Raw genomic sequence first — 19397 nt, forward strand, 5'->3', positions numbered from 1 at the left:
TGTCGCCCGCCACAACTCCATGATCGACGAGGGCGGGGCAGCGCGGAGCGGCACCGGGGGGCGCGGACCCTCTCAGGTCAGGGCTGGGGTTTGGGCGTGGATGTGGAAGCGCAGCGAACGGGCGTCGGTGAAGCACTCCCGCATCGGGCGTACGAGGTCCCGGTGCTCGGGGCTGCGTTCCCACTCCTCGAAGTCGGCCAGGCTCGCCCACTCGCTGGTGATCAGCCACTGCTCCGGGTCGGTCGACGACCGGCACACCTGGTCGACCAGGTGCCCCGGCACACCACCGGCGACCAGGTGTCGCACCTGTTCGTACGCGGCGAGGAACGCCTCGGTGCGCGGCACCGGCACCCGTACCAGAAAGACTACCCGGGCCCTGTTGTCGCTCATGACGCCTCTCCCCTCATCGGCGCGGCCCCGCGCAGGACCAGCGCGCTGTTGAACCCGTCGAAACCCCGCGCGCAGATCAGGGCGAGTCGACTGCGCGGTCGGCGGTGCTCGCGCAGGAAATCCAGCTCGCACCCCTCGGCCACCTCGTCCGGCCCCGCCGACGCGGGCAACGTGTCGTTGGCGAAGGCGAGCAGCGCGGTGGCCACGTCCAACGCCGAGCCGCCCTGGTATGCCCGACCGGTCAGCGGTTTCTGCGTGGTCACCGGAGGCGGCCGGTCGGCGAACACGGCCCGCAGCGCCTCGGCCTCGCTGCGGTCGTAGCGGGGCACGCCGAGAGCGTCGGGCAGCACCACGTCGATTCCGGCGGCGGCGACGCCCGCGCGGTCCAGGGCCAGCCGCATCGCCCGCGCGTACTGGGCCGGGTCACCGCTGCTCTCCGCCGTGGTGTGCGCGGCGTCGTGGGTGGAGCCCCAGCCGCTCACCTCGCCGTAGACCCGGGCGCCCCGGGCCAGGGCGTGCCCCAACTCCTCCACCACGAACACCGCCCCGCCCTCGGCCGGCAGGTAGCCGCTGGCGGTGGCGTCGAACGGCCGGTACGCCCGCTCCGGGTCGGCGACGTCACTGAGCAGCCCCGAACGCAGCTGGCAGGCGAGCGCGTACGGGCTCAACGGGCACTCGGTGGCTCCGGCGATCACGACCGGGGTGCCCCGGCGCACCGCGCGGGCGGCGTGCGCCAGGCTGTCCAGCCCACCAGCCGACTCCGCGACCAGCACCCCGCTCGGGCCCTTGAACTGGTGGTGGATGGAGAGCTGCCCCACGCTGGCGGCGTAGAACCAGGCGATCGACTGGTACGCCCCGACCGTCCGGGAGGTGCCGCCCCACAGCCGTTGCAGTTCCCGCTGACCGAACAGGTTGCCTCCCGACGAGCTGGCCAGGGTCACCGCGTAGCCGTACGGGTCGGGGGCCCGGTCGGGCAGGCCGGCGTCGGCCAGCGCCAGCCGGGTGGCGGCGAAGCCGAGGTGCGTCCACCGGTCGGTCTGCACCAACTGTCGACTGTCGGCGTAGGAGTCGGCGGTGAAGCCGGACACCTCCCCGCCGAAGCGGGTCGGATAACCGGCCGGGTCGAACAACGTGATCGGCCCGGTCCGGCGGGTGCCGGCGAGGACCGTGCGCCAGTGCGCGTCCGCGCCGATGCCGCTCGGCGCGACCACCCCGATGCCGGTCACCACGGCGCGGGCGACCTCGACTCGCTCGCTACGCTCGCTCACACCAGCACTCCGCTTCGCTTCGCGCCGGCGCGAGACGCCACGCTGCTGTACCTGATGGCTCGCTCGCTCCGCTCGCTCACGCCGCCACCGCGCCGAGCATCCGACGGAAGACCATCGCCGACTGGAAGCCGCCGAAGCCGCTGCCCACCGAGAGGGCCACGTCCACCGGTACCTCCCGTGCCTCATTGGGGACGTAGTCCAGGTCGCACTCCGGGTCCCGGGTGCGCCAGTTCGCCGTCGGCGGCACCACACCGAACTCGATGGCGAGGGCGCACGCGGCCATCTCGATGGACCCGATCGCGCCGAGCGAGTGCCCGACCATCGACTTGATCGAGCTGATCGGGATCCGGTACGCGGCCTGGCCCAGCGCCCGCTTGAACGCGGCCGTCTCGTGTCGGTCGTTCTGCCGGGTGCCTGAGCCGTGGGCGCTGATGTAGGAGACCTGCTCGGGCAGGGTCCGGCCCTGCCGGAGCGCGTCGGTGACGGCGAGGCCCATCTCCAGCCCGTCCGGCCGCAGCCCGGTCATGTGGAAGCCGTTGCTGCGGCTGGCGTACCCGGCCACCTCACAGTAGATGTGCGCACCCCGACGCCGGGCGTGGCCGGCCTCCTCCAGCACCAGCACCGCCCCGCCCTCGGCCAGCACGAACCCGTGCCGGTCGGCGTCGAACGGGCGGGAGGCGTGCGCCGGGTCGTCGTTGTCCGGGCTGGTCGCCTTGATCGCGTCGAACGAGGCGACAGTGACCGGCGAGATCGGCGAGTCGGACGCACCGGCCAGCATCACGTCCGCCTCACCGTCCACGATCATCTGGTGGGCGTACCCGATGGCGTCGATGCCGGAGGTGCAGCCGGTGGAGACCACCTGCGCCGGGCCGTGCAGCCCGTGCCGGCAGGCCACGTCCGCGGCGAGGCTGCTGGGCACCAGCGCCTGATAGAGGTACGGGCCACCGCGCGTCCCGTCCACCAACCACCGTCGGCCGTGCTCGCTGACGGTGACGTACTCCTGTTCCAACGCCATCGTGCCGCCCACCGCCGTGCCCAGCACCACCCCGGCCCGGTCCCGTTGCGCGTCGGTGAGCGCCAACTGGGCGTCGGCCACCGCCTCGGCGGAGCAGGCCAGCGCGAACTGCACGTACCGGTCGGCCCGGCGTCGCTCGGCCTCGCTCAGCCCCGCCGCGACCGGGTCGAAGTCGCACTCCGCCGCGATCTGCGACCGGAACGCCGACGGGTCGAAGAAACTGATCCGTCGGGTTGCGGTGCGCCCCTCGGTGATGGTCTTCCAGAAACGGTCCCGGCTGGCGCCACCCGGGGCCACCACCCCGATCCCGGTCACCACCGTGCGGCGCCCGGTCATGGTGCCTCCACCAGCTCGGTGTCGACGTGGCCCAGTTCGGGCCGGGGGGCGAGCGGGCCCAGGTGGAAGACCACCTCGGCCGGTTCCACGCCGGTGTTACGCAGCCGGTGCCGCACGTTCACCGGTACGAACAGCCCCTCACCGGCGGCCAGCAGCGTCGGCTGGTCGTCCAGGTCGACGGTGATCGCGCCCCGCACCAGGTACAGGAATTCCTCGCTGTACGGGTGGTAGTGCTCGGCGATCCGCTCCCCCGGCTCGAGCGTGGCCACCCCGAGGAAACCCGAGGTGCTACCGACGGTGCGGGGGCCGAGCAGCACCCGCAGCTCACCGCCGCGACGGCGGTCGGCGGGTACGTCCCGGGCGGCGATCGGGCGGGTGCTGAGGTCACTCATCGTCGGCTCCCGTCGGTGCGTCGTTGCCGGTCGGCGTGCCCTGGTCGGCGCGCTGCCAGGCGATCCGCTCCACCCGGTCCTTGATCACCGCGAGTTGGATCACGCTGTTGGTGTTGATCCGCTCGGTCATCGCGGCGTTGTCGGCCGGCGCGGTCGGCTTCATCGCGAAGTCCTGCGTCCAGGTCATCCGGGTGCCACCGGCCTCCTCGGTGTAGCGCCAGTGGATGCGCATGTACTCGAACGGCCCGGTCTCCACCCGGTGCGCCCGGACCTGCCTGCTCACCGGGTCGGCGGTGCGCTCGCTGACCCAGCTCCAGGACACCCCGTTCTCGTCGGGGTACATGGTGAGGCGGAACCGCACCGTGTGGGCCTCGCGGTGCAGGATCTCCACCACGGCGTACTCGGTGAACAGCTCGGTCCAGTTCGCCACGTCGTTGGTGACCTCCCAGACCAGCCCCAGTGGCGCGTCGATGACCACGCTGTTCTCGGTGTGCCCGGGCGGGTCGGCGCGGCGGGCGACCAGGTCGGCCACCGCCGGGATGCTCAGCTGTCCGGCCTGCTCGGGGATGGCGACCTGCCAGCGGTCGGCGACGACCGCCGACAGTTCCAGCAGGGCGAGCGAGTCCATGCCCAGCTCCTCCAGCGACGCGGCGGGCGCCCGTGCCGCGGCGTCGGCGTCCAGCCCGCAGTGCGCCACCAGGATGTCGGTGATCTCGGCTGTCATCGGTCGACCATGGGTGACGGTCATCGGGTCCTCCTGTGGGTTGCGTCGGGATCTGCGGCGGGCGCGGTGCGCGGTGCGGGGGTGGCCGTCGGCGCGGGCGCGGGCGGGGCGAGCAGACGGTCGACCAGGCCGGTGGTGTAGCGGCCCTTGCGGAACGCGGCGTCGTCGAGCACCCGCCGGACGAACGGGATGGTGGTGTGCACGCCCGGACCGGCGACGTCGAACTCGTCGAGGGCACGTTCCAGTCGGTTGAGGGCCAACTCCCGGTCGGGCGCCCAGACGATCACCTTGGCGAGCAGGGAGTCGTACCAGGGACCGACCAGGTAACCGGCGCTGGCGTGGGTGTCCACCCGGGTGAACGGGCCGCCGGGTGGGGTGAACCGCTCCAACCGGCCGGGGGTGGGGGCGAAGCCGCGCCCGGGGTCCTCGGTGTTGACCCGACACTCCACCGCGACGCCGTGCAGGCGGATCTCCTTCTGCCGCCACCGCAGCGGTACGCCGGCGGCGATGTGGAGTTGCTCGTGCACCAGGTCGATCCCGGTGACCATCTCGGTGACGGGATGCTCCACCTGGATCCGGCAGTTGATCTCCAGGAAGTGGAACTTCTCCTCGGCGTCGACAAGGAACTCCAGCGTGCCGGCGCCAACGAAACCGACCTGGAGCGCACCCCGCAGGGCGGTCTCGGCGATGGTGTCGAGAACGGCGGCGGGCAGCGCCGGCGCGGGTGCCTCCTCGACCAGTTTCTGGTGCCGGCGCTGCACCGAGCAGTCCCGGGTGCCCAGGTGCACCCCGTTGCCGTGGGCGTCGCAGAGCACCTGCACCTCGACGTGCCGCGCCTCGGTGAGGTAACGCTCGACGTACACCCGGTCGTCGCCGAAGGCGGCCTGCGCGGCGGCCCGGGTCCGGGTGTAGGCCCGGCGCAGCTCGCCCGGGGTGCGCACCACCGTCATCCCCCGGCCCCCGCCCCCGGCGGCGGCTTTCACGATCACCGGGTAGCCGACGGCGTCGGCCACCTCGGCCGCCGCGGCGGCGGTCGGTACCGGCGCGACGCTGCCCGGCGACAGCGGCAGGCCGGCGCGGCTCATCAGTGCGCGGGCCGAGGACTTGTCGGCCAGCGTGGCCATCACCGCCGGTGGCGGGCCGATGAACGTCAACCCGTTGTCGGCGCAGATCTCGGCGAAGTCGGCGTCCTCGGAGAGGAAGCCGTAGCCGGGGTGCACGGCCTGCGCCCCCACCTGCCGGGCCGCCTCCACGACGGCGGCGGCGTTGAGGTAGCTGCGCCGACTCGACGCCGGTCCGATCCGCACGGCCTGGTCGGCGAGGCGCACCGCCGCCGAGTCGGCGTCGGCGGCGGAGTAGACCACCGCCGTCCGGACGCCGAGCTCCTTGCAGGCGCGCAGCACCCGCAGCGCGATCTCGCCCCGGTTGGCGATCAGCACGGTCTCGAACATGGTCAGTCACCCCGCGCCGTCATGCCGGGTCCAGTTCGACGAGCGGCTGGTCGTACTCGACCGCCTGACCGTCCTCGACGAGGATCGCGGCCACCCGGCCGGCCCGGTCGGCGGTCACCTCGTTCATGAGCTTCATCGCCTCGACGATGGCCACCGGCTGGCCGGGGCGGACCAGGTCACCCACCGCGACGAACGGACGCGCGCCGGGCTCCGGCGCCCGGTAGAAGGTGCCGACGATCGGTGCCCGCACCGCGGCGCGCCCGGGAACCGGCGGCCGGAGCAGCGCAGGAGCGGCGTCGGTCGTCGGTCCGACCGCCGGTGCCGCCTCGGCCCGGGACAGGGGTACGTCCGGTCGGTTCGCCTCCTCGGGGTGCCACTCGACCTCCAGCACCGCCGGCCCGCTGCGCAGCCGGATCCGGCGCACCGGCCCGGCCAGCTCGGCGATCAGGTGTTGCGCCTGCCGGCGCAGCCCGGCGAGGGCCTCCTCGCCGTCCACCCCGACATCGTCGGACGCGTCGACTGTCGACAGCCCCCGGTCGCCGGCGGTCATCGCAGGCCCGCCCGAGCGCCGACGCGGTTCGCGCCGAAGCGTCGGAAGCGTTGCCGGCGCAGGCGGACCAGCATGGCCGGCGGCACGTCCAGCAGCGGCAGGAGGTTGGCCAGCAGAGCGGCACGCAACCGGTGGGCGGTCTCCGCCGGGTCGTCGTGCGCGGCGCCCGACGGCTCCGACACGACCTCGTCGACCACGCCGAGGCGGCGCAGGTCGGGCGCGGTCAGTCGCAGGGCGCGGGCGGCCTGCGGGGCCGCCGACCGGTCCGGCCAGAGGATCGCCGCACACCCCTCGGGGCTGATCACCGAGTAGACGGCGTTCTCCAGCATCAGCACGCGGTCGGCCACCGCCAGCGCCAACGCGCCGCCGCTGCCGCCCTCGCCGGTGATCACCGCGAGCACGGGGGTGGGCAGCACGGTGAGGGCGAGGATGTTCTCGGCGATGGCCGCCGCCTGGCCGTGCTCCTCGGCGCTCACCCCCGGGTCGGCGCCGGGAGTGTCCACCAGGGTGACCACGGGCAGGCCGAGGCGGGCCGCGAGGCGCATGAGCCGCAGCGCCTTGCGGTGCCCGGCCGGGCTGGCCATGCCGAAGTTGCGGGCGACCAGCTCGGCGGTGGTGTGCCCCTTCTGGTGACCGATGACCATCACGTGCCGGCCGGCCAACCGCGCCACCCCACCCACGATGGCCGGGCAGTCCGCGCCGAGCCGGTCGCCGTGCAGCTCCACGAACCCGTCGAAGACCGAGTCCAGGTAGTCCAGTGCGGTGGGGCGCCCCGGGTGCCGCGCCATCCGGACGGTGTCCCACGCGTCGCGTACCGCCGGGGTGCCGGCGTCTGCCTCGGCCGGCGGGTCCGTCGGCCGCGTCTGGACCGCGCCGTCGTCGGCGAGGCGCTCACGGTGCGACGCCGGATCCTGCCGGGGTACGGGCGGACGCGCCGGCCGGCCGACGCGGGTCGCGGCGAGCAGCGCCGTCAGCCGTCCGCGCAGCGACCGGCGCTGCACCACCATGTCGACCTGCCCGTGTCGGAGCAGGAAGTCGGCGGTCTGGAAGCCCTCCGGCAGGGCCCGTCCGGTGATCTGACGGATCACCCGGGGGCCGGCGAAGCCCATCCGCGCACCACTCTCGGCGATCACCAGATCGGTGTTGGTGGCGAACGAGGCGGCGACTCCGCCGTAGGTCGGGTCGGTGAGGACGCTCACGGTGAGCAGTCCCGCCTCGCGCAACGCGGCGATGGCCTGACTGACGGTCGCCATCTGCATCAACGACAGCGCGCCTTCCTGCATCCGCGCCCCGCCGGAGGCGGTGATCAGGACGAGCGGCGTGCGGTCGTCCAGCGCCCGTTCGGCCGCCCGGGTGATCAGCTCGCCGACCGCGCAGCCCAGGCTGCCACCGAGGAAGCGGAAGTCCATCACCGCCAGGGCCACCGGGTGCCCGCCGATGGTGGCCGTGGCGCAGACGACCCCCTCGGCGAGACCCGTGCTGGCCCGCGCGCCGGTGAGCCGGTGCGGGTACGGCAGCACGTCGACGAAGTCGAGCGGGTCCGCCCCCGGCAGGCGGTCGGGCAGCAGGCGCAGCGAACCCGGGTCGACCAGTTGGCGCAGGCGTTCCGGCGCGCCGAGTCGGGCATGCTCTCCGCATTCCGGGCAGACGTCGAGGTTGCGGCGCAGCCGTTTGCGGTAGAGCAGGGTCGCGCAGCCCGCGCAGCGGGACCAGAGCTGCTCTTCGCGCGGCGCGGTGGCCGTCACGACCGCCGCCCGGTGCCCAGGGCGTCGAACCGGTAGAAGCACCGCGCCATGGCGTCGCGCGGTGAGCGCCAGGTCGACAGGTACGGCGACACGTACGGGCGTAGGCGGTCGCTGACCCGGATGAACTCGGGGTGGTCGCGCGCGGCCTCCACCGCCCCCTCCGCCGGCTGTGCGGTCTCGAGCAGGTGCACGTAGAGGTCGTGCAGTCGGTACAGCGAGCGGTGCCGGACACCGACCAGGCGCGGTAGCTCCGTCGCGTCCGACTCGGCGAAGATCTCGGCGACCCGCTCCTCGGCGGTCGGATCGACCTTCGCGATGATCAGCGATCGGTCCATGTTGGGCCCTCCCCCCACGGCGTCCGGCCGGCGACGGGTGGCCCCCGGACGCGCTGGACGACTGCCGACACGATGCGCCGATCCTCGTCACGGCGGCGTCACCGTGCCCGGTCGGCCAGCGACGAACGGTGGTGACGCTGCGTTGACGCAACCTGTGTATCAGCTATGTGCCGGGCGGGTTCGACGCGCTACTGTTTATGCAGTTCAGAACCGATCTCGGGTTGTCGGTCGCCAATAGAAGGTCCACCTTGGCGTTGACGCAACGTGACCGTTATTGATAATCTTCAGCCTGGTCAGCCCGCCGGTCTCGGCGGGCGGGGCCACGCCCGGCCAGGCCGCGATCGGCGGGTCGACAGTGGCGTCGAGGGCAACCGATCCGGGACACAGCAGACAGTCGGGACGAGCGTTCCGCAGGGGGTGCCGCCGTGGCCGCTGATCCGTCCGTGCCGACCGCCGGAGACCCGCCCGAGGAGGGCGTCTCGCTGCACCTGCTCGGAGGTTTCCGACTCCTGCGCGAGGCGGTGCCCGTCGTGGTGCCGCGCGGGCTGCAACGGGTGATCGCGCTGATCGGGCTCCGCCCCGGCGCCACCCGCAGCCAGCTCGCCGGGCTGCTCTGGCCCGACGCGTCGGAGGAACGGGCGCTGTCCTCCCTGCGGACCGCCCTGTGGCGGCTGCGACAGGACCCGTGCTGCCCGATGACAGTGGCCAGCGACACCGTACGCCTCGGCCCGGCCGTCCGGCTCGACGTGGACGACCTGGTCGGCACCGCGGCCCGGGTCCGCGACGGCGACGACCCGCGCACCGCGGCCGGCGCGCTCGCCGCCGGGCGGCACGATCTCCTGCCCGGCTGGTACGACGACTGGGTGCTGCTGGACCGCGAACGCCTGCGCCAACTCCGCCTGCACATGCTGGAGCAGGTGGCCGGGCACCACCTGGCCGCGGGGCGGCACGGCGAGGCCCTCGAAGCCGCGCTGGAGGCGATGGCCGCCGAGCCGTTGCGGGAGACACCACACCGGCTGGTGGTCCGCATCCACCTGGCCGAGGGCAACGCCTTCGAAGCCGTGCACGCCTTCTACGTCTACCGGGACCTGCTGCGCCGGGAACTGCGGCTGGAGCCGAGCCCCGCCATGAGCGCCCTGCTCGACGACACCCTCGCCCCGATCCGCCAGGCCAGCCGCGAGGCTGTCGCCGACCGCCCGTCACCCGCCGTTCGGCGTCCGTGACGACGGCGCCCGTCACGGCCCGTTCGGCCCACGTGACGGTGATGTGACAGGCGCTGCGGCACGGTGGGCGCACAGAGCACGTGGCACCGTCCCCGAGGGGTCGGGCAGGCCACCGGCGGAAGGGGTCCCATGAGTCGTCTACTGATCGTCAGCCGGATCATCCCGGGAGCGGAGGGGCGGGTCGCGCAGATCTTCGCCGAGTCCGACGCCACCGAACTGCCCGGCCTGACCGGTGTCACGCACCGATCCCTGTACTGCCTGCACGACCTGTACGTACACCTGCTGGAGACATCGGACGACGTCGACCCGGACGCGCTCGCCGCGGCCCGCAACCACCCACTCTTCCGACAGGTCAACGAGCGGCTCTCCGCGCACACGTCGCCGTACCTGCCGACCTGGCGTTCCCCCCGGGACGCGGTCGCCGGCTGCTTCTACCGGTGGGACGCGGCCGAGGCGCCCGCAGCGCGACCGACCGGTACCGAGACGCCCGCTCCACGTCCGGCCAGCGCCGAGGCACCCACTCCGCGCCCGGCCGTCACCGAGGCGCCCGCCGCGCACCCGGCCGGCTGACATGTCCGCCGCGCCGCCGCACGTGCTGATCATCGGCGCGGGCACGGGTGGACTGTGCCTGGCGCACGGCCTGCGCCGCGCCGGGATCAGCGTCGCCGTCTACGAACGGCACCGCGACCGCGCCGAAGGGCTGCTCGGCTACCGGGTCGGTATCGGCCCCACCGGTAGCCGGGCGCTGAAAGAGTGCCTGCCTCCGGAGCTGTTCGCCACCTTCCTGGCCACCTGCGCCCGGCCGCCGCACTACTTCAACGTCGTCACCCAGGGGCTGCGCCAGACCGCGTCGTTCGCGCTGCGGCCGAGCGCCGACCCGGTCCGCACCGAACACTCGGTGGCCCGGATGGTGCTGCGCCAGGTGCTGCTGACCGGCCTGGAGGACGTGGTGCACTTCGACAGGACCTTCACCCGGTACGAGCAGCGCGACGACGGCACGGTCACCGCGCACTTCGCCGACGGCACCAGCGCCACCGGCGACCTGCTGGTGGCGGCCGACGGCACCCATTCCGTCGTACGCCGCCAGTACCTGCCACACGCTGTCACGCGTGACGCCGGGACGATCAACATCGCCACCCGCATCCCGCTGACCCCGCACACCCGCGGTCTCGTTCCGGAGCGGGTCCAGCAGGGCATCTCACTGATCTTCGGCGTCGGCGGGATGATGGGCGTGCTGCACGTCATGGAGTTCAAGTGGGACGCCGATCGCGCGATCAAGCCCGGCGTCGGCGAGCCCGACGCCGCGCTACTCCGAGACTGGCCCGGCCTGGCCCACGACACCACCACCGACAACATCAACCTGATCATCTGGAGTGCGGCGAAACGGTTCCCGACCGACATCATGGAACGCCGCGGTGAGGACCTGGTGCAGGTCGCCCTGGACCTCACCGCGAACTGGCACCCGCACCTGCGGGAACTGCTCGCCCACGCGGACCCGGCCAGCGCCCTACCGATCACAGTGGCCACATCCGAGCCGGTGCCGCCCTGGAAGAGCAGCACCGTCACCATGCTCGGCGACGCCATCCACACCATGACCCCGGGCCGGGGCGTGGGTGCGAACACCGCGCTACGCGACGCCCGCCTGCTCTGCGCGCAACTCAGCCGCGCCGCCGCCGGCGACAAGACGCTGCTCCAGGCGGTCGCCGACTACGAGGCCGTGATGGCCCCGTACGGCTTCGCCCGGGTCGCCGAATCGCTGAACCGCAGCGGCACCAGCGGTGACGACCGCATGTACCGGCCGGTGGTGGGTCGACTCGCGTTGCTCGGCGCGCGCGGCTACTTCGGAGTGACCAGCCGGGTACCACGGCTCCGTCGCCGCTTCGTCGACGACTTCCACACCTACGAGGGCGACCGGGACTGAACCCCGCAAGCGCCCGACCCGGGCTCGGCGTTCCACGCCGGGCCCGGGTTCGTCGTTTTACGCCGGGCCCGGGTTCGTCGTTTTACGCCGGGCCCGGGTTCGTCGTTTCCGACGCGGGACGCCCGACTGATCGCCGCCGGACCCACGCCGTGCCGCGTCGGGCCGGTTTCCGGCCTGATCGGGCGACGCTGTGTCACCCGTTGGGTACCGGCTGAGGTGGTCATCCCACCCGCGACGCTGACGGCGGATCCTGCCTGTCGTCGGCAATACGCGTGTGCGAAGCTGCGGCGAGTTTTTCTCGTGACTTTTCCAACGACCTGAGAGGGAGGTTCGCCGTGGCGTGGTCTTTCGGACACTCGCTGATAGTGGTACTGGCACTGTTGCTGGGCCTGGCCGCCGGGTGGCTGCTGCGCGGCCGGCGGGGCGTACAGGGCAATTCGATTGTGGATGGTGACCCGGTCGCCGGTCTGGCGGTGATCTCCACGCCCACCCCGGCCGCCACCACCGACGAGGCCCAGCCCGCCGCCGCCGTCGACCCGGCGCCCATCGCGGTCGCCGACGAGCCGGTACCGGTCGACACGGTCAGCGCGCCAGCCGCGGTGACCGGACCGGACGGTCCCACCCCGGTGTCCGTGCCGGCGGACGCCCCGAGCACCGTCGACCCGGCGGACATGGCGCTGACCGAGGACCCGCCGCCCGTGCCGGCCACCGAGCAGCCCGACGCCGCCGAGCTGCGCCAGGAGCCGGGCGTCGACCCGACCCCCGAGCCGGGCACTGTCGACGAGCAGCCCGCCCCGGCGGCCGTTGTCGCCCCCCGCCGGCCGGCGGACGACCTCCCGTCCGCCGACACCGCACCGCTCGACACGACGCCGGCCGACGACGCTGCGATCGACGACGCGCCGGTCGCGGCCAAGCCGGCCGACACCGCGCCCGCCGACGCCGCGCCGGTCGAGACCGCGCCCGTCGACAGCACGCCGATCGACTCGGCGCCGGCCGACGACTTCCGCCGGATCCAGGGGATCGGGCCGAAGATGGCGGCCGCGTTGCAGGACGCCGGCGTGCGCACGTACGACCAGCTCGGCGAGTTGGACGAGCCGGCGCTGCGTGACCTGATCCGGGCCGCCGGTCTGCGCGCCGCACCGGGGCTGGCCAGTTGGCCGCAGCAGGCACGCGTGCTCGCCGGCGCCGGCGACGAGATGGCCGCGGTGCTGCCGAACGGCAACCAGGCCTGACCGACCGCGTTCGAGCCCCCGGGCAGCCGTCCTCCAACACGGCTGCCGGGGGCTCGGCCGTCGCGGCGGTGGGGCGTGGGAGTGGACGGGCAGGCTCAGGCGCGCAGCTCGGCCGCCAGGTCGCCGATCGACGCCATCGCGTACCGCTGCATCCCAGGCCCGAAGGTGATGCGTGTCGCGCCGTGGCGGCCCAGTTCGGCCACGGACTCCCGGGTGGGTTCGGCGGCCATGTTGATCGGCCCGGAGATGCCCTCCCGCAACCGCGGGAGCACCTGCGGCGGCGCCAGGATCGGGTAGACGCAGTCGGCGCCGGCGGCCACGTAGAGGCGGGCGCGTTCCACCGCGTCGGCCGGGTCACCCGCTCCGAACAGGAACGTGTCGACGCGGGCGTTGATGAAGAGAGCGTCGCCCGCTTCCGCACGCACCTCGGCCAGCCAGTCGGCGTGCCGCCGGGGGTCCTTGAGGGTGGCGTCGCCCTCCGAGTCCTCCAGGTTGCAACCGACGGCACCGGCCTCCATCAGCCGTCCGACCAGCTCGCGAGGGGCGAGGCCGTAACCACCCTCGACGTCGGCGGACACCGGAACGGTCACGGCGCGGACGATGCGCGCGACCGCCGCGAACATCTCGTCCGGCGGTGTCGCGCCGTCCTCGTACCCGAGCGAGGCCGCCACACCCGCGCTCGGGGTCGCGAGCGCCGGGTAACCGGCGTCGGCCAGGACGCGGGCGCTGCCCGCGTCCCAGGGGCCCGGCAGGACGAGCGGGTCACCGACGGCGCGGTCGTGGTGCAGGGCACGGAAGGTGGAGGCTGTCATCGTTGTGGTCTCCCGCCGATGGTGACGATCCGGCCGTTGTCGGGCGGCACCCCCGCGGCCTGGATCGAACCACCCTATGCTTGGTGGACCGTACGGTCAACAATCGCTACGCTGGTCAGATGGCGAGGCCACGGCAGTTCGACGAGGAGCGGGTGATCCGCGCCGTCCGGGACCAGTTCTGGGACGCCGGCTACGCGGCGACCTCCCTGGAGGACCTGGTGCGCGTCAGCGGGCTGGGCAAGGGCAGCCTCTACGGCGCCTTCGGCGACAAGCACCGGCTGTTCCTGCGGGCGCTGCGGGAATACACCGACACCAGCGGCGGCTACCTGCGCGAGATGCTCGCCTCCGCTCCCCGCGCCCTGGACGCGCTGCGCGCGTTCGTCATGGCACCGGTGGACGATCCGGGTGGTGCCGCCGCCCGGCGCGGCTGCCTCATGGCCAACAGCACGTACGAACTCGCCACCAGCGATCCCGACGTCCTCGCCGAGGCGCGACGCACCTACGAGGCGACGACCGCCCTGGTCGCCGAGAGCGTCGGGCGGGCTCAGGACGAGGGCGATCTGCCGCGCGACGTCGACCCGGTCGAGACGGCGCGCGCATTGCTCGCCGCACAGCAGGGCCTGGTGTTCATGGGGCGGACGGGGCTGGACATCGACACCCTGACCGCCGCGGCCCGCACCCTCGCCGACAAGCTCCTACCGGACGCCTGACACCAGCGGTTATTTGATCTTGCGGGTGGACCGCACCACGATGCTCTCGTACTCGGGGTGCTTGACCAGCCAGTCGGCGATGAACGGGCAGATCGGCACGACGGTCCGGCCCCTGCCCCGCGCGTCGTCCAGCACGGCCCGCGCCAGCGTCGACCCGACACCCCTGCCCTCGTAGGCCGCATCGACCTCGGTGTGGGTGTAGGCGATGATCGAGCCGGTCAGCTGGTAGGTGACGAACCCGACGACCGTGCCCGCCTCGTCGCGCGCCTCGAAACGCTCCCGCGCCGGCACGTCTGTCACGGTGAACTGCACCCCACCATCCAACCACCCGGCCCGACGACGCTCGCTGCGAGGCCGCCCCACGCGCATTGTCTCGGCCGAAACGGGAAACGCAACGCCGCCGGGCTGACCGTGGGAGGAGAGACGCCACCATGACGAATCCATCGACGGACGGCGGCTTCGCCGTCGTCGAGATGTTCACGTCCCAGGGCTGCAACAGTTGCCCTCCTGCGGAGGAGTTGCTCAGCGAGATCGAGCGCGACGCCCGGGACCGGGGCCAGAACGTCTTCACCCTCGGGTTCCACGTCGACTACTGGGACGACCTGGGCTGGCCCGACCAGTTCGCGGACGCCGCGTACACCGCGCGTCAGGAGGCGTACGCGCGCGCGTTCGGCACCCGGGGTCTCTACACCCCGCAGATGGTCGTCAACGGCAGCGTCGAGTTCGTCGGTTCCGATCGTCGGCGGGCAGCCGCCGCGATCATGTCCGCCATGGCCTCGACCGCCGCCACGCCGCTGGCGCTGTCCATCGCCAACCGGGGCAACGACCGGGTGATGGTGGACTACCGGACCGAACAGCCACCGGCGCGCGCGGTGGTGCACCTGGCGGTCGTGGAACGCGAGCTGACCAGCGAGATCGCCCGGGGGGAGAACGCCGGGCGGACGCTGCGGCAGGACAACGTCGTACGCGCCTTCCGGTCGGTGGGCCTGGACGCCGAGCGGGGGCAGCTGGAGCTGGCGACGCCGACTGGCCTCGATCCGCGACGCGCCAGCGTGGTCGGCTTCGTCCAGGAGAACGGCGACCGGGCGATCGTCGGCGCCACGGCCGTCGAGCTGTCCACCGCGTAATCTCGGCCCATGCGGATGGCGCGCGGTGTGAGGGGATTCGGTGGCTGACGCGGACGACGTACGCCGGGTGGCGCTGGCCCTGCCGCACACGGTGGAGAACCCCAGTGACGGCTTCGACTTCCGGGTGGCCGACAAGGGCTTCGTCTGGTCCTATCCGCAACGGACACAGGGCAAGCCGCGGGTGATCCGGCTCGACATCGCGGTGCTGTTCGTCGGCGACGAGGCCGAGAAGCAGGCCCTCCTGCTCGGGGAGCCCGAGATCTTCTTCACCACGCCCGGCTACGACGGCCTACCCCTGGTGCTGCTGCGCCTGGCGGCGGTCGACCTGGACCGGTTGACCGAGCTGGTGACCGACGCGTGGCGGATGCGCGTACCGGACTCGCTGGTGAGCGACAGCGCGGGCGCCGGCAAATAGCGATATCAGCACGCAACGCGTTGGACACATTGACGGGGATCTCGGTGCTCCATTACCGTGGCCGAGAGAGCGCTCTCTCACCTGACCTTCCCCCCAATTCAGACGCAAAGCGCTGGACCCGGCAAGGGCCGCACCCGGCGCGCGCGATGGAGGCACGATGAAACCTCCCGTCCCCCACCGCCGATGGGCCCTGGCCACCGCCACCGCGCTGGCCCTGGTCGTCGGCGGCCTCACCATCCCCGTCACCCGCGCGGCCGAGGCCGCGCCCGTCGGCGCCGGCAGCTACACCACCACCCCGGTCGGCGCGCTGCCCAGCGGCTGCGGCGCGATGTCCAGCAATCCCCGGCAGTTCGCCACCGCCAACGCGCCCGCCGGGCCGATCCCCACCAACGACTGGTGGTCCTCGCTGCTGTGGAAGCGCACCGACTGCTCGTTCAGTGAGCCACTGCACGCCCACCCGATCTCGTACGACACCTTCGGCGACGGCCTCGGCTTCTCCGCCAACTCCACGCCCGCCATCAGCGGCACCGCCACCGGCGTCGGTGAGTTCCACTACCCGTACGTGCAGGACATCCGGGTCGGTGTGGCCGGGCTCGCCGCACCCCTGGTGAAGGTCGACGGCTGGACGGACTGGACGGTCAGCCCGCACTGGAGCGACGGCACGCGCACCATGCGCGCGACCATCGGCCACGGTCTGCCCTTCGCGTACTTCCAGACCACCGGCGGAAACGCGCAGATCAGCACCGCCGGCACCCCCGAGGTCTGGTCCACCGGTGGTGCCACCATCGGCTTCCGGGTCAACGGCCACGACTACGTCGGGTTCGCGCCCAGCGGCGCCACCTGGACCGTGGCGTCCGGCCGGATCACGTCCACCCTGGCCGGCCGCGGCTACTTCTCCGTCGCCCTGCTGCCGCCGACGTCCAGCACGACGGAGCGCGCCGCGCTGGCCACGACCTACGGTCAGTACGCACACGCCCACGTCACCGGCACCCAGGTCTCGTACGCCTACAACCCGGCGACCAGCGGCCTGACCACCACCTACGCCTTCACCACCACCGCCCGGGAGGGCACCGCCACGCAGACCGTGGTCAGCCTCTACCCGCACCAGTGGAAGTCGCTGAGCGGTTCCACCGCGATCACGCCGACCTACCCGTCGGCGCGTGGCCGGATGAAGGTGCTCACCGGCGTCAACCAGTTCCGCACCGCGATGAAGTTCCAGGGCATCCTGCCGGAGTTGCCGGCCGTCGGCGACGGCAGCGGTGGCGACCTGTCGACGCTCAGCGGGCACCTGGCCGCCACCCGGGCCAACCCGATGGACCAACGCGGCAACGACACCTACTGGACCGGCAAGGGACTCGGCCGGGCGGCGCGGATCGCCGAGATCGCCGACCAGGTCAACGACATCACGACGCGCGACAGCGCGCTGAACGCGATCCGCAGCACGCTCACCGACTGGTTCACCGCGTCCAGCGGCAAGACCAGCCGGGTCTTCTACTACGACAACAACTGGGGCACGCTGATCGGCTACCCGGCGTCGTACGGGTCCGACCAGGAGCTCAACGACCACCACTTCCACTACGGCTACTACATCGCCGCCGCCGCGACCCTGGCGAAGTTCGACCCGGCCTGGGCGGCCACCAGCCGCTACGGCGGGATGGTCGACCTGCTGATCCGGGACGCCAACAACTACCGTCGCGACGACACCCGCTTCCCGTACCTGCGGGACTTCGACATCTACGCCGGGCACGACTGGGCGTCCGGACACGGCTCCTTCGGTTCCGGCAACAACCAGGAGTCCTCGTCCGAGGGGATGAACTTCGCGAGCGCCCTGATCCAGTGGGGGCAGACGACGGGCGACACCGCCGTCCGTGACGCGGGTGTCTTCCTCTACACCACGCAGGCCGCGGCGATCCAGGAGTACTGGTTCGACGTCAGCGACCAGAACTTCCCCGCCGCCTTCGGGCACTCGACGGTCGGCATGGTCTGGGGCGACGGCGGCGCGTACGCCACCTGGTTCAGCGGCGAGCCGGAGATGATCCAGGGCATCAACCTGCTGCCGGTCACCGGCGGGCACCTCTACCTCGGCAACAACCCGGCGTACGTGCGGACCAACTACGCCGAACTCGTCCGCAACAACGGCGGACAACCGACGGTGTGGCAGGACATCCTCTGGCAGTTCCAGGCCCTCGGGGACGCCGACGCCGCGTTGGCGAACCTGCGCGCGAACCCCGGCTACACACCCGAGGAGGGAGAGAGCCGGGCGCACACGTTCCACTGGATCCGTAACCTCGCCGCCCTCGGCACTGTGGACACGACGGTGACCGGCAACCATCCGCTGTCCGCGGTCTTCTCCCGCAACGGGGCCCGGACCTACGTGGCGTCGAACCCGACGGCGACGCCGATCACCGTGACGTTCTCCAACGGCACCACGCTCGCCGTGGGTGCGGGAAAGACGGCCACCACCGGGGCGTACACCTGGAGTGGTGGCAACGCGGCCGGCGGCGTTCCCCCGACGACGCCCACCGATCCCCCGCCGACGACCACCCCGCCGCCGTCCACCGGCGGGCCGACCCGGTACCTGCTGCCCGGAGGCGGGTTGGGCGCCGCTGGCAGCGCGGCCACGACGACGGTCGCGGCGGCGAACGGAAACCACGACGGCACGCCCACCAACGCGCAGGTCTTCACCGCGACCGGCCTCAACCTCACCTACTCGGGCGGGCAGACCGCGTTCGACCTGTTCGTGGACGCCGGGTCGGCGGTCGGCAACGGCGTGCAGGTACGGATCTCCTACGACCTCACCGGCAACGGCAGTTGGGACCGGGTGGAGACGTCGCGCTACTTCGCCACCGACCCGGTCACCGGCTACGAGCACTACACGCAGAACGCCGGCCTGTCGTCGGCCACCGGCACGTTGGGCACGCTGAGCAACGGCAGGGTCCGGGTGGAGGTCTGGTCGGCGATCGGCAACAACCCGAGCACGGTGGGCATCGGCAACCAGTCGGTGCTGCGGCTCCCGTACTCCTGACCGATCCGTCCGCCACGACATGACGTCGGCCGGTGCGCGGGACCAGGAACGGTCCCGCACACCGGCCGACGTGTGTGGTCAGTCGGTCAATCTCAGGAGGCGGTGCAGGTAGGCGTCATACCGGCCCCGCTGCCCGTGCCCTGGAAGCCGAACTCGGCGACCTGGCCGGCACTGAGCCGGCCGTTGTAGTCGACGTTGGCGAACCGCACCGTGCCGGTGGAGCCGCTGGCTGTCGCACTCCAGGTGCTGGTGACGCTGGCGCCACCGGGAAGCGTGACGCTGACGTTCCACCCGTTGGTGCCGGCGGAGCCGGCGGTCACCTTCACGTTGGCCACGAACCCGCCGTTCCAGGAGTTCAGCGACACCGACGCCGAGCATCCACCGGTGGTCGGCGGCGGGGTCGTGGGCGGCGGGTCGGTGGGCGGAGGCGTCGTCGGCGGCGGGTTGGTGGGGATGCCCGGGCCGGCGTTGAGGGCGTTCAGGACGCTCGTGTACGCGGCCTTCTTGTTGCCGTTGCAGTCGAACAGCAGCGCGTTGTCCGAGCCACGCCACGAGTCACAGTCCCGCACACCCCACACCGTGATGCCGGTGCAGCGCGAGACGTTCATGCACGCGCGGGTGACGGCGCCGAAGATGTTGGCCTGGTTGCCGCCGGTCATCACGTCCAGCTCGGTGATCTGGACGTCCACGCCGAGGTCGGCGAAGCGCTGCAGGTTGGCCTGGTAG

19 protein-coding genes and 1 pseudogene are annotated in these 19397 nt (G+C 72.6%); 8 read left to right on the plus strand and 12 right to left on the minus strand.

The window, feature by feature from the left end; all coding sequences use genetic code 11:
- Window positions 1-72 precede the first annotated feature (72 nt).
- The 9 genes from AB0877_RS28240 to AB0877_RS28280 form a co-directional block, all read right to left on the minus strand.
- On the minus strand, window positions 73-390 hold the full coding sequence (locus AB0877_RS28240) for an antibiotic biosynthesis monooxygenase family protein (RefSeq protein WP_366612598.1): 318 nt from the start codon (window positions 388-390) through the stop codon (window positions 73-75).
- The gene (locus AB0877_RS28245; RefSeq protein ID WP_366612599.1) at window positions 387-1658 is read right to left on the minus strand and encodes a beta-ketoacyl synthase N-terminal-like domain-containing protein; all 1272 of its coding nucleotides are present in this window, start codon (window positions 1656-1658) and stop codon (window positions 387-389) included. Before AB0877_RS28245 ends, AB0877_RS28240 begins: the two co-directional genes overlap by 4 nt.
- 76 nt (window positions 1659-1734) lie before the next feature.
- The gene (locus AB0877_RS28250) at window positions 1735-3009 is read right to left on the minus strand and encodes a beta-ketoacyl-[acyl-carrier-protein] synthase family protein (RefSeq protein WP_366612600.1); all 1275 of its coding nucleotides are present in this window, start codon (window positions 3007-3009) and stop codon (window positions 1735-1737) included.
- A complete protein-coding gene (locus AB0877_RS28255; protein WP_355007988.1) occupies window positions 3006-3401 on the minus strand; it encodes a cupin domain-containing protein in 396 nt (131 codons plus the stop codon). Before AB0877_RS28255 ends, AB0877_RS28250 begins: the two co-directional genes overlap by 4 nt.
- Window positions 3394-4149 (minus strand): SRPBCC family protein, encoded by a 756-nt coding sequence (locus AB0877_RS28260; RefSeq protein WP_366612601.1) that lies wholly within the window; start codon window positions 4147-4149, stop codon window positions 3394-3396. Before AB0877_RS28260 ends, AB0877_RS28255 begins: the two co-directional genes overlap by 8 nt.
- On the minus strand, window positions 4146-5576 hold the full coding sequence (locus tag AB0877_RS28265) for an acetyl-CoA carboxylase biotin carboxylase subunit (RefSeq protein WP_366612602.1): 1431 nt from the start codon (window positions 5574-5576) through the stop codon (window positions 4146-4148). Before AB0877_RS28265 ends, AB0877_RS28260 begins: the two co-directional genes overlap by 4 nt.
- Before the next feature lie 19 nt (window positions 5577-5595).
- Window positions 5596-6126 (minus strand): biotin/lipoyl-containing protein, encoded by a 531-nt coding sequence (locus AB0877_RS28270; protein ID WP_366612603.1) that lies wholly within the window; start codon window positions 6124-6126, stop codon window positions 5596-5598.
- Window positions 6123-7871 (minus strand): acetyl-CoA carboxylase carboxyltransferase subunit alpha, encoded by a 1749-nt coding sequence (locus AB0877_RS28275; protein ID WP_366612604.1) that lies wholly within the window; start codon window positions 7869-7871, stop codon window positions 6123-6125. The genes AB0877_RS28270 and AB0877_RS28275 overlap by 4 nt, the downstream gene beginning before the upstream one ends.
- Window positions 7868-8206, minus strand: coding sequence for a TcmI family type II polyketide cyclase (locus tag AB0877_RS28280; protein ID WP_366612605.1), 339 nt, complete (start codon window positions 8204-8206; stop codon window positions 7868-7870). Before AB0877_RS28280 ends, AB0877_RS28275 begins: the two co-directional genes overlap by 4 nt.
- Window positions 8207-8631: 425 nt before the next feature.
- Between AB0877_RS28280 and AB0877_RS28285 the strand changes: the two genes are divergently transcribed.
- From AB0877_RS28285 to AB0877_RS28300, 4 genes and pseudogenes are all read left to right on the plus strand, one after another.
- Entirely contained in the window at window positions 8632-9429 is a 798-nt protein-coding gene (locus tag AB0877_RS28285; protein ID WP_366612606.1) for a BTAD domain-containing putative transcriptional regulator, read from the plus strand.
- Between the two features lie 129 nt (window positions 9430-9558).
- Window positions 9559-9879, plus strand: a pseudogene (locus tag AB0877_RS28290) (TcmI family type II polyketide cyclase); the annotation flags it as partial.
- Window positions 9880-10000: 121 nt separating this feature from the next.
- Window positions 10001-11350 (plus strand): NAD(P)/FAD-dependent oxidoreductase, encoded by a 1350-nt coding sequence (locus AB0877_RS28295; protein ID WP_366612607.1) that lies wholly within the window; start codon window positions 10001-10003, stop codon window positions 11348-11350.
- A gap of 365 nt (window positions 11351-11715) precedes the next feature.
- A complete protein-coding gene (locus tag AB0877_RS28300) occupies window positions 11716-12582 on the plus strand; it encodes a hypothetical protein (RefSeq protein WP_366612608.1) in 867 nt (288 codons plus the stop codon).
- A 95-nt stretch (window positions 12583-12677) separates the two neighbouring features.
- On the opposite strand, the gene AB0877_RS28305 is transcribed toward AB0877_RS28300, so the two are convergent.
- The gene (locus tag AB0877_RS28305) at window positions 12678-13394 is read right to left on the minus strand and encodes an isocitrate lyase/phosphoenolpyruvate mutase family protein (protein ID WP_366612609.1); all 717 of its coding nucleotides are present in this window, start codon (window positions 13392-13394) and stop codon (window positions 12678-12680) included.
- 119 nt (window positions 13395-13513) lie between these two features.
- Here AB0877_RS28305 and AB0877_RS28310 point away from each other — a divergent pair, with 119 nt between their 5' ends.
- Window positions 13514-14104, plus strand: coding sequence for a TetR/AcrR family transcriptional regulator (locus tag AB0877_RS28310; protein ID WP_366612610.1), 591 nt, complete (start codon window positions 13514-13516; stop codon window positions 14102-14104).
- Between the two features lie 9 nt (window positions 14105-14113).
- Here AB0877_RS28310 and AB0877_RS28315 read toward each other — a convergent pair whose 3' ends face one another.
- Entirely contained in the window at window positions 14114-14416 is a 303-nt protein-coding gene (locus AB0877_RS28315; RefSeq protein WP_366612611.1) for a GNAT family N-acetyltransferase, read from the minus strand.
- 119 nt (window positions 14417-14535) lie between these two features.
- Between AB0877_RS28315 and AB0877_RS28320 the strand changes: the two genes are divergently transcribed.
- The 3 genes from AB0877_RS28320 to AB0877_RS28330 all read left to right on the plus strand — a co-directional run bounded on the left by AB0877_RS28320 (window position 14536) and on the right by AB0877_RS28330 (window position 18671).
- Window positions 14536-15231, plus strand: coding sequence for a DUF1223 domain-containing protein (locus tag AB0877_RS28320; protein WP_366612612.1), 696 nt, complete (start codon window positions 14536-14538; stop codon window positions 15229-15231).
- Window positions 15232-15271: 40 nt separating this feature from the next.
- Window positions 15272-15646 carry an MmcQ/YjbR family DNA-binding protein gene (locus AB0877_RS28325; RefSeq protein ID WP_366612613.1) on the plus strand — a complete coding sequence of 125 codons (375 nt, stop codon included), beginning with the start codon at window positions 15272-15274 and terminating at the stop codon, window positions 15644-15646.
- Window positions 15647-15803: 157 nt separating this feature from the next.
- Entirely contained in the window at window positions 15804-18671 is a 2868-nt protein-coding gene (locus tag AB0877_RS28330; protein ID WP_366612614.1) for a glycosyl hydrolase, read from the plus strand.
- 92 nt (window positions 18672-18763) lie between these two features.
- Here the strand turns inward: AB0877_RS28330 and AB0877_RS28335 are convergent.
- A partial coding sequence (locus tag AB0877_RS28335) for an endo-1,4-beta-xylanase (RefSeq protein ID WP_366612615.1) occupies window positions 18764-19397 on the minus strand: 634 nt, incomplete at its 5' end.

The sequence above is a fragment of the Micromonospora sp. NPDC047644 genome (genome assembly GCF_040704315.1).
Lineage (GTDB): Bacteria > Actinomycetota > Actinomycetes > Mycobacteriales > Micromonosporaceae > Micromonospora.

Excerpts from the sequence above, each read along its gene's own strand:
- AB0877_RS28240 (WP_366612598.1), bottom strand. The coding sequence starts at position 390 with ATGAGCGACAACAGGGCCCGGGTAGTCTTTCTGGTACGGGTGCCGGTG.
- AB0877_RS28250 (WP_366612600.1), bottom strand. The coding sequence starts at position 3,009 with ATGACCGGGCGCCGCACGGTGGTGACCGGGATCGGGGTGGTGGCCCCG.
- AB0877_RS28255 (WP_355007988.1), bottom strand. The coding sequence starts at position 3,401 with ATGAGTGACCTCAGCACCCGCCCGATCGCCGCCCGGGACGTACCCGCC.
- AB0877_RS28260 (WP_366612601.1), bottom strand. The coding sequence starts at position 4,149 with ATGACCGTCACCCATGGTCGACCGATGACAGCCGAGATCACCGACATC.
- AB0877_RS28265 (WP_366612602.1), bottom strand. The coding sequence starts at position 5,576 with ATGTTCGAGACCGTGCTGATCGCCAACCGGGGCGAGATCGCGCTGCGG.
- AB0877_RS28270 (WP_366612603.1), bottom strand. The coding sequence starts at position 6,126 with ATGACCGCCGGCGACCGGGGGCTGTCGACAGTCGACGCGTCCGACGAT.
- AB0877_RS28280 (WP_366612605.1), bottom strand. The coding sequence starts at position 8,206 with ATGGACCGATCGCTGATCATCGCGAAGGTCGATCCGACCGCCGAGGAG.
- AB0877_RS28295 (WP_366612607.1), top strand. The coding sequence starts at position 10,001 with ATGTCCGCCGCGCCGCCGCACGTGCTGATCATCGGCGCGGGCACGGGT.
- AB0877_RS28305 (WP_366612609.1), bottom strand. The coding sequence starts at position 13,394 with ATGACAGCCTCCACCTTCCGTGCCCTGCACCACGACCGCGCCGTCGGT.
- AB0877_RS28310 (WP_366612610.1), top strand. The coding sequence starts at position 13,514 with ATGGCGAGGCCACGGCAGTTCGACGAGGAGCGGGTGATCCGCGCCGTC.
- AB0877_RS28320 (WP_366612612.1), top strand. The coding sequence starts at position 14,536 with ATGACGAATCCATCGACGGACGGCGGCTTCGCCGTCGTCGAGATGTTC.
- AB0877_RS28330 (WP_366612614.1), top strand. The coding sequence starts at position 15,804 with ATGAAACCTCCCGTCCCCCACCGCCGATGGGCCCTGGCCACCGCCACC.